The organism is Streptomyces caelestis, assembly GCF_014205255.1.
GTDB classification, from domain to species: Bacteria; Actinomycetota; Actinomycetes; order Streptomycetales; family Streptomycetaceae; genus Streptomyces; species Streptomyces caelestis.
Map to the genome: position 1 here is coordinate 6505553 of NZ_JACHNE010000001.1, position 13027 is coordinate 6518579.

The 13027-nt window shown below is 71.8% G+C and carries 7 protein-coding genes and 1 pseudogene; 2 read left to right on the forward strand and 6 right to left on the reverse strand.

Going from position 1 to position 13027, the window contains the following annotated elements:
* Window positions 1–33: 33 nt before the first annotated feature.
* The 4 genes and pseudogenes from HDA41_RS29800 to HDA41_RS29815 all read right to left on the reverse strand — a co-directional run.
* Window positions 34–5472 (reverse strand): annotated as a pseudogene (locus HDA41_RS29800) (type I polyketide synthase); the annotation flags it as partial.
* Entirely contained in the window at window positions 5469–6482 is a 1014-nt protein-coding gene (locus HDA41_RS29805; RefSeq protein ID WP_184989328.1) for an ester cyclase, read from the reverse strand. The pseudogene HDA41_RS29800 and the gene HDA41_RS29805, both read right to left, overlap by 4 nt.
* Window positions 6479–7822, reverse strand: a complete 1344-nt coding sequence (locus HDA41_RS29810) for an NAD(P)/FAD-dependent oxidoreductase (RefSeq protein ID WP_184989331.1) — start codon at window positions 7820–7822, stop codon at window positions 6479–6481. The genes HDA41_RS29805 and HDA41_RS29810 overlap by 4 nt, the downstream gene beginning before the upstream one ends.
* A 55-nt stretch (window positions 7823–7877) precedes the next feature.
* On the reverse strand, window positions 7878–8882 hold the full coding sequence (locus HDA41_RS29815) for a beta-ketoacyl-[acyl-carrier-protein] synthase family protein (RefSeq protein WP_230299656.1): 1005 nt from the start codon (window positions 8880–8882) through the stop codon (window positions 7878–7880).
* A gap of 397 nt (window positions 8883–9279) precedes the next feature.
* Between HDA41_RS29815 and HDA41_RS29820 the strand changes: the two genes are divergently transcribed.
* Window positions 9280–9810 (forward strand): SigE family RNA polymerase sigma factor, encoded by a 531-nt coding sequence (locus HDA41_RS29820; RefSeq protein ID WP_184989338.1) that lies wholly within the window; start codon window positions 9280–9282, stop codon window positions 9808–9810.
* A 92-nt stretch (window positions 9811–9902) separates the two neighbouring features.
* On the opposite strand, the gene HDA41_RS29825 is transcribed toward HDA41_RS29820, so the two are convergent.
* Window positions 9903–10706, reverse strand: coding sequence for a VOC family protein (locus HDA41_RS29825; protein WP_184989341.1), 804 nt, complete (start codon window positions 10704–10706; stop codon window positions 9903–9905).
* A gap of 253 nt (window positions 10707–10959) precedes the next feature.
* Between HDA41_RS29825 and HDA41_RS29830 the strand changes: the two genes are divergently transcribed.
* Window positions 10960–11811 carry a sulfurtransferase gene (locus HDA41_RS29830; protein ID WP_184989343.1) on the forward strand — a complete coding sequence of 284 codons (852 nt, stop codon included), beginning with the start codon at window positions 10960–10962 and terminating at the stop codon, window positions 11809–11811.
* 74 nt (window positions 11812–11885) lie between these two features.
* On the opposite strand, the gene sepH is transcribed toward HDA41_RS29830, so the two are convergent.
* Window positions 11886–12923 (reverse strand): septation protein SepH, encoded by a 1038-nt coding sequence (sepH, locus tag HDA41_RS29835; protein ID WP_184989348.1) that lies wholly within the window; start codon window positions 12921–12923, stop codon window positions 11886–11888.
* Between the last annotated feature and the right edge of the window lie 104 nt (window positions 12924–13027).

Consider the following 13027-nt stretch of genomic DNA (forward strand, 5'->3'; position numbering starts at 1 on the left):
GAAGAGGCCGACCAGGGTGTCCCCGCCGTCCTGGCCCGTCGCCGGTGAGCCGGCCGTGACGGCCCCCAGTTGCCCGTCCACGAAGGCGGCCAGCTGCGCCGGCGTCGGATGGTCGAAGACCGCGGTGGCCGGGAGCCGCAGACCCGTGGCCTGGTTCACCGCGTTGCGCAGCTCCAGCGAGGTCAGCGAGTCGAACCCCAGGTCCCGGAAGGACGTCTCGGGGTCGACGGCGTCGGCACCGTCATGGCCGAGCACCCCGGCGACGGCGGTTGACACCGCCTCGGTGACGGCCTTGGACCGCTCCTCTCCGGTGAGCCCGGCCAGCCGGTCACGCAGCGTCGGACCGGCCGGGGCACCCGTCGCGGGCGCGGCGGCCGACGCGGAGCGCCGTGCCGTGCCGCGCACCAGGCCGCGCAGCAGCGGCGGCAGCGGCTGTGCCGAGCCGCGCAGGGCCTTGCGGTCCAGCCGTACGGGCACCAGGACGGCCCGTCCGTTCGCGCACGCGGCGTCGAAGAGGGCCGTGCCCTGCTCGGGGGAGATGGCCAGCACGCCGTAGCGTTCCATCCTCTTGAGGTCCGCGGCCCCGAGCGTGCCGGCCATGCCGCCGCTGGGTTGCCACATGCCCCAGGCCAGCGCGGTGGCGGGCAGCCCCCGGACGGCGCGGTGCTGGGCCAGCGCGTCCAGGAAGGTGTTGCCCGCCGCGTAGCTGCCCTGTCCCGGGCTGCCCAGCGTGCCGGCGACCGAGGAGAACAGCACGAACGCCTTCAGGCCGGTGCCCTCGGTGAGTTCGTGCAGGTGCAGGGCCGCGTCCGCCTTGGGGCGCAGGACGGTGTCCAGCCGCTCCGGGGTCAGCGAGGTGACGACCCCGTCGTCGAGAACACCCGCGGTGTGGACCACGGCGGTCAGCGGATGCCCGGCCGGGACGGTGCCGAGGAGTCCCCTCAGCGCCTCGCGGTCGCTGACGTCGCACGCCGCGACGGTGACGTCCGCCCCCAGCTCGCGTAGTTCCGCGGTGAGCTCGGCGGCTCCGGGCGCGGAAGGTCCCGAGCGGCTGGTGAGCAGCAGCCGCTGGGCGCCGTGCTCGGTCACCAGGTGACGGGCGAGCAGCGCGCCGAGTTCGCCGGTGCCGCCCGTGATCAGCACGGTGCCCTGCCAGGCGGCGGGATCTGGTTCGATGTCCGCCGAGGTGGTGGCCCTGACCAAGCGAGGAGTGAGCAACGCCCCGCCGCGCACGGCGAGTTGAGGCTCACCCGAGGCCAGCGCCGTCGCGAGGGCCGGGCCTTGGAGCTGTTCGCCGATGTCGCCGTCACCGTCGAGGTCGACGAGGACGAAACGCCCGGGCGCCTCCGACTGGGCCGACCGGACCAGGCCCCACACCGGGGCCGCGGCCAGGTCGGCAACGTCCTCGTCGGGCCGCGCCGCGACGGCCCGGCGGGTGACCAGCACCAGCCGGGACGGAGTCTCGGGGCCCTCGGTCAGCCAGGTCCGCAGCAGTTCGAGCACCTGGCCGGTGGTCTCCCGCAGAGCGCCCGCGAGGTCCGTGCCGGAGGCCCCGGCACAGTGCACGACGGTGTCCTGGGCCACGCCGCTGTCACCGGCCGGCGCCTCCAGCGCGGCCGCCGGGGTGGTGAAGTACCGTGCCGTGCGCGCCGGGGCGGTGCGGGAAGCCGACGGGAGCTCCGTCCAGTCCACCTGGTGGAGCCCGTCGGCCGCGGTCACGCGGGCGGCGCCGAGTTGCTCGCCCGAGGCGGCGCGAGAGACGAACCCCTCCACGGTGATGACCGGGTTGCCCTCCGGATCCGTGGCCGTCAGTGTGACCGTATCGGCGTCCTGGCGGGTGTAGCGGACGCGCAGCGAGGAGGCCTCGAGCGCGTGCAGCCGCACGCCGTTCCAGGAGAAGGGCAGCCGGCCCGAGGGCGTGCCGTCACGCAGCTCCTCCCACGCCAGGGCGTGCAGGGCCGCGTCGAGCAGAGCCGGGTGCAGCCCGTACCGCGCCGCCTCCGCCGCCGGCTCGTCGGGGAGGTCCACCTGCGCGAACAACTCGTCTCCCCGCCGCCACACGGCGGTCAAGGCCTGGAAGGCGGGACCGTAGGCGAAACCGGTGTCGGCCAGCCGGTCGTAGAGGCCCTCGATGTCCACCTCGACGGCCTCCCGCGGCGGCCACTCGGCGATGCCGGTCGCCGGCGCGGCCTCCTCGGCGCGGGCGAGTCGGCCCGCGGCGTGCAGCGTCCACACCGCCTCGTCGTCGCCGGCCCCGTCGTCGGGCCGGGAATGCACGGTCACCTGGCGGCGACCGTCGGGCTCAGGAGGGCCGACGATCAGCTGGACCCGGATGCCCCCCTCCTCCGGCAGGACCATCGGCGCCTGGAGCGTCAGCTCCTCCACCGTCTCGTGCCCGGTGTGGGCACCGGCCAGGTTCGCCAGCTCCAGCAGTGCCGTACCGGGCACCAAGGTCGTGTCGAAGACGACATGGTCGGCCAGCCACGGGTGGGTCCGACGGGAGAGGCGGCCGGTGAAGACCGCCGTGTCCCCGGCGGCCAGGGCGGTGACGGCGCCGAGCAGCGGGTGGTCGGCCGCGGTGAGGCCTACCGAGGAGACGTCGCCGGGCGCGTCCGGCTCGTCCAGCCAGTACCGCTGCCGCTGGAAGGCATAGGTGGGCAGGTCGGTACGGCGTGCGCCCAGGCCCGCGAAGAACGCCTCCCAGTCCGCGGAGACACCGCGGACGTGCAGCTCGGCGACGGCCGTGGTGAGGGAGTGTTGCTCGGGCCGGTCCCGGCGCAGCAACGGCACGACCAGGGCATCGTGTTCGTCGCCGAGGCACTGGCGGGTCATGGCGGAGAGCGTCCCGTCCGGACCGAGCTCGACGAATGTCCCGACCTTCGCCTCCCGCAGCGTGGCGACCGCATCGGTGAAGCGGACGGCTTCGCGTACGTGCCGGACCCAGTACTCGGGCCGGCCCAGGGTGTCCGCACCGGCCACTTCTCCGGTGACGTCCGAGACCACGGGGATGACGGGAGCCGCGAACGTCAGGCTCTCCACCACTTCGGCGAACTCGTCCAGCATGCCGTCCATGTGGGGCGAGTGGAACGCATGGCTGACCGTGAGCCGCTTGGTCTTGCGTCCCTCCCGCTCGAAACGCGCGGCGACGGCGGTGACGACGTCCTCGTCACCCGAGAGGACGAGTGAGCCGGGGCCGTTGAGCGCGGCGATCGAGGCCCGGTCCTCGGCGCCGGCGAGGGCGGCGAGGGCCTCCTCCTCGGTGGCCTGGACGGCGACCATCGCGCCGCCCCCGGGCAGGTTCTGCATGAGCCGCCCGCGGGCCGTGACGAGCTTGGCCGCGTCCGGGAGCGAGAGCACCCCGGCGACATGGGCGGCGGCGATCTCGCCGATGGAGTGGCCGGTGACGAAGTCGGGCCGCACACCCCAGCCTTCGAGCAGCCGGAACAGCGCCACCTCCAGGGCGAAGAGGGCCGGCTGGGTGTATTCGGTCCGGTCGAGCAGGCCGCCGGCGTCCTCGTCGGCGAAGACGACCTGGCGCAGGGGTCGGTCGAGGTGCTCGTCGAGCGCGTCGCACACCGCGTCCAGGGCGGCCGCGAACGCGGGATACGTGGCGTACAGCGCGCGTCCCATGCCGAGCCGCTGGCTGCCCTGGCCGGTGAAGAGGAACGCGGTCCTGCCGGCCGCCCGGGCCTGGCCGCGGACAGCGTGTGCGGTCGGAGCGCCGTCGGCGACCGCCTCGAGGGTGGAGACCAGACTGTCGCGGTCGCCCGCGGTGAGAACGGCGCGGTGTTCCATCGCGGCGCGTGAGGTGGCCAGGGAGTAGGCGATGTCGAGGGGATCCTCCCCGCCCAGGGCCGCCAGTAACTTCCCGGCCTGGGCGCGCAGCGCCTCGGCGCTCCGTCCGGACAGCAGCCAGGGGAGGACGAAGCCCTCGGGCAGCTCCGGTCGCGCAGCGGCCTCGGGCGCCGCCGCGCCGGCCGTGTCGGCGGGGGCGGGCTCCTCGAGGATGACGTGGGCGTTGGTGCCGCTGATGCCGAAGCTGGAGATGCCCGCCCGGCGCACCCGGTCGGAGGCGGGCCACTCGACCGGCTCGGTGAGCAGCCGGACGTCGCCGGCGGACCAGTCCACGTGCGGGCTCGGCGCGTCCACGTGCAGGGTCCTGGGCAGCCGGCCGTGCTCCATGGCCTTGATCATCTTTATGATGCCGCCGATTCCCGCGGCTGACTGGGTGTGACCCACGTTGGACTTCAGCGAACCGAGCCACAGCGGTCGCCCGTCGCGCCCCTGGCCGTAGGTGGCCAGCACTGCGTTGGCCTCGATGGGGTCGCCGAGCTTGGTGCCGGTGCCGTGTCCCTCGACCGCGTCCACGTCGCTCGCCTTGAGTCCGGCGGCGGCCAGCGCCTCCCGGATCAGCTTCTCCTGCGACGGGCCGTGCGGGGCGGTCAGTCCGTTGCTCGCGCCGTCCTGGTTGACGGCCGAGCCGCGGATCACGGCCAGGACGCGGTGCCCGCGGCGGCGGGCGTCGGACAGCCGCTCCACGATCAGGGAGCCCACACCCTCGGCCCAGGAGGTGCCGTTGGCGGCGGCGGCGTAGGACTTGGCCCTCCCGTCGGGCGCCAGGCCGCGCTGCCGGCTGAACTCCGTGAAGGAGAAGGGCGTGGCCATCAGCATCACACCGCTCACGACCGCCAGGCCGCACTCGCCCCTCCGCAGCGACTGGCCCGCCATGTGCAGGGCCACCAGGGAGGAGGAGCACGCCGTGTTGACGGTCACGGCGGGGCCGTCGAAGCCGAAGGAGTACGAGATGCGGCCCGAGGCGACGCTTCCCGCGCTGCCGACGCCGAGGTAGCCGTCGAAGCCCTCGACCGGCGTCTTGAGGAAGCGGAGGCCGTATTCGTCGAACATGATGCCGACGAAGACGCCGGTGTCGCTGCCGCGCAGGGTGTCCGGGACGAGCCCGGCGTTCTCGAACGCCTCCCACGTGGTCTCCAGCAGCAGACGCTGCTGGGGGTCGACGGTGACGGCCTCGCGCGGGGAGATGCCGAAGAAGCCGGCGTCGAAGTCGGCGGCGTCGTGCAGGAAGCCGCCCTCGCGGACATAGCTCTTGCCGATGCTCTCCGGGTCCGCGTCGTACAGGTTCTCCAGGTCCCAGCCCCGGTCGGTCGGGAACCCGGTGATCGCGTCGCGGCCCTCGTCCACCAGCCGCCACAGCTCGTCGGGCGTGGTCACACCGCCGGGGAACCGGCAGCTCATGCCGACGATCGCCAGGGGCTCGGTGTCCCGTTCCGTCACCTGCCGCAGGCGGGCCTCTACGCGGTCGAGTTCGGCGGTCGTGCGCTTGAGGTACTGCAACAGCTGCGCTTCGGTGGACATGTTCTCGTCGGACATGATCTGGTCGGGCATCCTCAGCTTCTCTTCGCTAGGCGCGGTCGGGTCCGGGAGTCGTGGGCGCGAGGGCCGTGGCGGGATCACCCGGTGTCGTCCCGGTGCGGGAGTCTGGTGTCCAGGTAGGCGAGCAGTTCCTCGGCGGACGCCGCTTCGACGGGCTTGCCGGCGGAAGCCCCCTCCGGTGCGGGCGTGAGCCGGTCCAGCAGGGCGCCCAGCCGTGTGACGAGTTCGGTGCGGAGGCTCTCGCCGGCGTCGTCACCGCTGAGTCCGGCGGCGGCCTCCTCCAGCCGGTCCAGGGCCGCCGTCAGGGACACGGACGCGCCTTCGGCGGTCGTGGTGAGCCGGGTCCACAGATGGTCGGCGAGCGCCCGCGGAGTCGGCTGGTCGAAGACCGTCGTCGGGGTCAGCGGGAGGCCGGTCAGCTCGCTGAGCAGCTCGCCCAGGACCACGGCGGCCAGGGAGTTGACGCCGAGGGCCAGGAAGCTCTCTTCGCCGGACGCGGTGCGCAGCTCCGCGCTCTCCGTCGCGTCGGCCGCGGCGTCGAGCACCTGCTGGAGGAGCAGTTTGCGGCCGGCGTCCTTCGGGAGCTCCGCCAGCCGCTCGCGCAGTTCCTCCGCCGGGCCGGCCCCCTGCGACGCCGTGGCGGTGTCGCCGAGGACGCCGAGCTGGGCGTAGAGGTCGAGCTGGTCGTCCGAGAGCCAGTACTCGGCGATCCGGCCGTCCTCGAAGCGCAGGATGTCCACGCCGCGGAAGGTGACGCGGGTGCCGGCGGGGGCGGTGGCGGCGGCGGGGCGGCCACCTTGCCAAGTGCCCTCGAACACCCATCGGCCGATGGCGTAGTCGCCGACGATGAACGGGCCCAGTTCTCCGGTGATCCGGGCGTCGTCGTCGAAGGAGGAACGGAAGGCAGCGATCCACGAGGCGACGGACGGGCCGTCGCTGAGGGTCCCGGGGTCCGGCATGCCGTATCGGGGGAGGTTGACCCGCATGGTGCGCGACAGGATGGTGTCGGCGATGGCGAAGTCGCCGTTCCACAGCCGGGACCAGGCGTCCCACAGTTCCCGGTGCGTCAGGGTGGTGGTCGGCGCGGTCATCGGGCGGCCTCCGTGCTCTCCTGGCGAGCGCCGTCGGGGCCGGCCGGGTGCGTCCCGGCGCCCGGGGCACCTTCGGACAGGATCCGCAGGGACTCCTCCGAAAGGCTCCAGCCGGTCACCTTCTCGGTGCGGGCGACGATCTCGGGCGCCATGTAGTCCTCCACTGTCATCAGGCGGGAGCCGAAGAGGTGGAAGTGCTTCGCCAGGTGCGCGTCGCGTGCCGCGCCCTCGAACATGAACGCCTCGATCTCGTTGAAGGGGCGCGCCAGGGCGTAGTCGGCGATGAGGTGCTGATGGGCTCCGGTCTCCGTGGCGTGCCGTTTCGCGTAGTCGGCGAGCGCGCCGTCGAGCGGGTCGTCACCGGTGAGCGCGGGGGCGGTGGTCTCGACCAGCCAAGAAGCCGACTGCATGGCCCAGGCGCAGCCCACGGCGGAGAGAGGATCACTGGTGAGGGCGGCGTCGCCGATCAGGGCGAATCCTGGACCGGACGGTTGACGCGCGATCAGCGGGTAGTTCACGGTGCCGATGACCTTGGAGATCCGCTCGGCCTTGTCGATGTCGGGGCCCTCCGGCAGTGAGCGGACGAAGTCGAGGTAAGCGCCCTCGACGTCCTCGCGGAAGTCGCCGATCCGCGTCTTGGACAGCACGGCGGCGACGACGGTCACCCCGTCCTCGTTGGGCATCACGTAGGCGTTGTCGGGGTCGAGGTAGTACACCCGCGCGGAGGTGCGGCCCTCGGGGTGGCGGAGCCCGCGGAAGTACGCGAAGTAGCTGAAGCGATTGTTCTCCACAGTCTCGGACGGGGCGCCGACCAGGCGCGCGACCGTGGAGTCCTTGCCGTCGGCGCCCACGACGAGCGGGGCCCGCAGAGCGAAGGGGCCGTCGGCCGAGGTGCCGGCCACACCGGTCGTCCGGCCGTTCTCCATGAGCAGCTCGTTCACGGTGTGACCGAGCCGCAGGTCGACGCCCTCGGTGCCGGCGGCCATCCTCCGTAACAGCGGGTCGAGGGACTGCCGGCGGACGCTGTAGCCGTGCGGCAGGACACCGGGGCCGGTCTCGGTCTCCGGCCTGATCCAGCCCCATTTCGTCCAGTAGTCCGCGGAGTTGCGTATGGCGCCGATGCCGTCCAGGGCGTCGGCCAAGCCGAGTTCGGCCATTACAGGCCAGGCGGAGGCCTGAATGTAGTGGGTGCACAGTACTTTGTGCGCGCTCATGCTGGATCGGCGTTCCAGCAGCGCCACCTTGGCGCCCTGGCGTGCGTAGAGAATCGCTGCCGTACAGCCGGCAACACTGGCCCCATTGATGACGACGTCATAATTTTGGGTCTGGTTTTCTGGCACGACTGACCTCTCGTACGTTCTTGACGAAATGCAATCAGCGATTTCCCGGGTAATGTCAAACGGCCTGTACCACGGCACACGACCAGGTAAAGCCGCCACCGCCGCCGATCAACACGGCGAATTCGCCGGATTCGAGATCGGGGGACGCGGAGATACTGGCCATATTGGCGAACATGTCACCCGCCCCCAAATGTCCGCTGTCCTCTCGCTCCCGCAGTGTCTTCCCGGCCACCAGCCCCTCGAGGACGGGCAGATACATCATGTCGAGAACACTGTCGCTGAGGCGTGGCAGGGCAACATAGCGAATACGGGCGTCGCCGGGCTCGACGCCGGCCTCGGTGAGCGCCTTCAGCAGGACGGTGCGCACGCTTGATCGCGCCGATTCGGTGAAGGCCGCGATTCCCCCGTGCTCCTCCAGGTAAGCCTTCTTCGGCCTTCTGACATCGATACGGCCGTCGCGCCAGAGAGGCGCCGGGCTGAACTCGTCACGACCGCGGTACATCGACTCGTATCGGGCGTCCGTCACGAAGGCGAGTGACTTCAGAACGAGTCCGGAAGGGGGCCGTTCCCGATCCAGGCGGCGCAGGAGTGCCGCTGTGCCGGCATCGCCGTACACCACGCCGTAGTCCGCGGCCCAGCGGTCGAATCCGGGCGGGCAGAAACGGTCCGCGGTGGTGACCAGCGCGGCCTGGAGACACGCGTCTGCGGTGAGCTTGTCCACGGCGACGCCGAGTGCCGCAGCGCCGGCGTTGGACATCTGCTGGACGCCGAGCGGGAGTGCGGCGCGGGCCCCGATCCGGGCGGCGATGTAGTGGGCAGGGGACCAGAAGTCGTGGCCCTGGTGGTACAGCCAGCCATGCACCACCAGGCCGATGTCCTCGGGAGCGCACGTCGAGGCGCCGAGTGCGCGCTCCGCGGCCAGCACCGCCATGTCCGGTGCCGATGTCCCGGACACCGGGACCGCGGTCAGTCCGAGGTCGCGGCTCTCCTCGGCGGTGATCCGGCCCGCGGCCACCACGGCGGACGCCGTCTCACGCTCCTCCGGCAACCATGTCGTCACCGCTTCCAGGACAAGAAGTCCTGCGCCTTTCATAGGTTATTCCCCCGTGTAGCTGCATAGGGCGGCTTGGTCTTGCCGCTCCCTTTGCGTAATCGCGGCACGCACCCCTTGCGGGGCCCTGCTCGCTCACTTCACATCACTTGGTTGCATGAAGCGCGGATCGGTTTACAGCCGATGCCCAACAAGTCTGGTGACGTCCGTCACATCCGCCTCCACCGGGTATTCGTGCCGAGGCTGAAGCGAATGCGGAATGCCGTCTATCATTTTTCGGGTTCCGCTCCCGGTCGCTGCCGAGGTGACCGAAATCGGCCGGTTGGCGCGGAGTCGCCCATGGCATGATGAAGAAGTGGCGGCCTGTGCGCGAGGGTGCGGGCTACGGAGAGAGTTGGTTTTCGGGATGACTTCAGCGCTGATTCCGTGCAGCACACACGAATCCGATCGATCGACGGCAATCGCCCACCTCTTCGTCGCATACCGGTCACGTCTGCTCAAGCTTGCCGTCACTTTGGGTACGGATGCTGATGCGGAGGACATCGTCGCGGAGGCCTTCTATCAGCTCCACAAGAACTGGGACGATTTACGCTCCCCGGAGGCGGCTGCGGGCTACCTCCGGTCGGTCGTACGGAACCTGGCCCGTATGAGGTTGAGGCGGCTCGTGATAGCCCGCCGCTACGCCGAACCCCGGTGTGAGCCCATGGTGCACTCGGCCGAACAGCAGGCCCTGCTGAACAACGATCAGCGGGCGGTGGTCAAAGCCCTCAGAAGGCTCCCTCGCCGCCAATTCGAGGCCCTGATTCTCAGGCATTGGATGAATCTCAAGGAAGCGGAAATAGCCGAGGCGATGGGCATATCGGTCGGTGCGGTGAAGTCCCATACGTCACGGGGCATGACGAGGCTCTCCGAGATGCTTGAGTCGCGGGTCGCGTAGCCTGTCTCTCTCCGACCGCGGTGACGGCCGACGCTGCGGCGGTGTTGTCCGCGGTGTGGCCGATCTCGCCCTCGCGACCAGCCGCCAGGCCGTCAGCGCTGCCGTTGCAGCAGCGCGAACCGTGCCCCTTCCGGATCCGCCGCCGTCGCCACCCGGCCGTGCGCGGTGTCGTGGGTCGGCTTGAGGGCCTGCCCGCCCAGATGCACCAGGTGGTCCAGGGCGTCGTCGACGTCGGCGACCTGGAAGTACGTCACCCAGTGCGCGCCCCGGTCACGGGGCAGAGTCTGCCCCAGCCCGTGGATGCCGACGACGGGCCGGCCCCCGAGATTCAGGGTCACGTAGTCGAAGTCGGCGGACACCACCGGCTCCTCCTGGTAGCCGAACACCGTCCGGTAGAACTTGGCGACGGTCGCCGACTCGAAGGTCAGCAGCTCGTTCCAGGCGGGCGTGCCGGGGACGTCCGAGACGGCCGTGCCGAGGTGTGCGGAGGCCTGCCAGATGCCGAAGACCGCACCCGAGGGGTCGGAGCCGATCGCCAGGCGGCCGGCGTCGGCCGCGTCCAGCGGGCCCACGCCGATCGTGCCGCCGCAGCTGCGCACCGTCTCGGCGGTCAGATCCACGTTCTCCGAGGCGAAGTAGGGGGTCCACGCGATGGGCAGGTGACGGTCCGGCGGCAGCCGGCCGATGCCCGCCACCTCGTGCCCGTCGAGCAGCGCCCGTACATACGGGCCGAGTTGCTGGGGGCCCGGCTGGAACTCCCAGCCGAACAGCGTCCCGTAGAACTCCTGGGTCGCGGCCGGCCCGTGCACCATCAGGCTCACCCAGCAGGGCGTGCCGGGCGTGTGCCGAGCGGGTGTTGCGCCATTCGGGCCGGCTGACTCCCTAGCGTCGGTCATCGTCACTCTCTTCTCGGCCTCGCGGTGGGCGTGCTCTGCGCAGCCCTCGTGGGTACGCCCCAGCGGGACGCGCCCCCTGTGCGGGAGAATGCCTGATGTGCGGGGCGCTGTCCCTTGCGGCGCGCTTATCGGCAGGTCGTTCAGCTGTACAGCATGTGCTTGTTCCCGTACAGCGCGTCATCGGGCCGGCCCGGCCGAGCAGGGTAGCCGGACACGGACGGCTCGGCCATCCCTGTTGCGCGAGGATGGAGCCATGAACGCCATCATCTCCGCATCCGACCTCGCGAGCGACCTGACGGGCGCCAACCCGCCCGTCCTGCTCGATGTCCGCTGGCAGCTCACCGCGGCCAAGGCATCCGGTGAACCGCCGTACGACGGCCGGGCCGCGTACGAGGCAGGACACCTCCCCGGGGCAGTCTTCGTCGACCTGGACCGGGAGTTGGCCTCGGCGCCGGGGGAGGGCGGCCGGCATCCGCTGCCCGACCTCGCGCGCTTCGGTGCCGCGATGCGCCGGGCGGGCGTGTCGTCCGGGAGGCCGGTGGTCGTCTACGACGGCGGCCAGGGCTGGGCGGCGGCCCGGGCATGGTGGCTGCTGAGCTGGACGGGTCACCCGGACGTGCGGGTCCTCGACGGCGGGCTGCCGGCCTGGGAGGGGCCGTTGGAGAAGACCGTGCCGACACCGGCCGAGGGCGACTTCGTGCCCGAGCCGGGAGCGGACGGCCTGCTCGACGCCGACGCCGCCGCGGAGTTGGCGCGGTCCGGGGTGCTGCTGGACGCGCGGGTGGGGGAGCGCTACCGGGGCGAGGTGGAGCCGATCGATCCGGTGGCCGGGCACATCCCGGGAGCGGTGTCGGCGCCCACCACGGAGAACGTGGGAGCGGACGGGTGCTTCCTCCCCGCCGGGGAACTGCGCGCGCGGTTCAAGGGGCTTGGCGTGGCCGAGGACGCGCGGGTCGGCGTGTACTGCGGGTCGGGGGTGTCCGCGGCCCACGAGGTGCTGGCGCTTGCGGTCGCGGGCATTCCGGCGGAGCTGTACGTGGGTTCGTGGTCGGAGTGGTCCTCGGATCCGGACCGGCCGGTGGCGGTGGGACCGGATCCCCGGTAACCCGACACGAGCGAGGGCCGCACCCGGAAGGCGCGGCCCTCGTCCCCGTGTAGCCGTATCCGAAGCTGATCCGGTTACTCCTGCTTCTTGCGCCGCGTCCCGAACACGATCTCGTCCCAGCTCGGGACGGCGGCTCTGCGGCCCGGCCGGACGCCGTCGGCCTCGGCCTGCCGGTCGGTGGCGCCGACGAGCCGGTCTCGGTGGCTGCCGACGGAGCGTGGCATGAGCACGTCCGCGTAAGCGGAACCGGCCGAGGCGGCGGGAGCCGGGGGCTCCTCCGCCTCCGGTTCGGCGACGAGCTCCTCCTCCTCGGGCTCCGGTGCTGGGCGCTCCGGCACCACCAGGTCACCGCGGAAGCTCGGCACCGCCTCCAGCAGGCTGGTCAGCGAGTCCCGCTCATCCGCGCTCTCCTCCACCGGCTCGGACGCCTGCGCCGGAAGGCTGAGGCGCTCCCGGTCGCCGGAACGGTCCAGCGGCCGGTCGCGCGGCAGCCGGGCGATCCGGGGGACGAACGGGAAGCTGGGCTCGGGCGCCGTCAGGTCGTCGGACTCGCCGATGAGCATGCGCGCCTCGTCGTCGACGGCCTGGACGAGCCGCCGGGGCGGGTCGTACGTCCAGCTCGCCGAGTGGGGTTCGCCCGCGACGCGGTAGACCAGCAGGACTTCCCACGTGCCGTCGTCGCGACGCCACGAGTCCCACTGGGCGGTGTCCTTCTCGGCGCCGCGCAGCAGCAGCCGCTCCCGCACGACCTCGCCCAGCGGCGGACCGGAGTTCTCACCGGGGCGGCGGACCGGAGTCTTGCGGGCCCGCTCGGCCATGAACGCACGCTCGGCGAGCACCGGACCCTCGAAGCGGCGGACCCGGTCGACGGGGATGCCCGCCATCTGCGCGACCTCTTCCGCGGTCGCGCCGGCACGTATACGCGCCTGGATGTCGCGGGGGCGGAGGTGGCTCTCCACCTCGATCTCGATCTGGCCGAGGCGAGGACGGTCGCCGCGCACGGCGGCGCGGAGCCGTTCGTCGATCGGCAGCGTGTACTCCGTGCTGTCCGCAGCCTTCAGCACCAGCCGTGTGCCGTCATTCGAGACGGCCACGACACGCAGTTCGGGCATGGGGACCTCCCGGGTGGTGCCTGCCGACGTCACGTGCGTCGCTGCTTCCGCTAGTCGAGTGTGGCCTGCCCGGGTGCAGCCTGCCACAACCTTGCCGAGTTGCC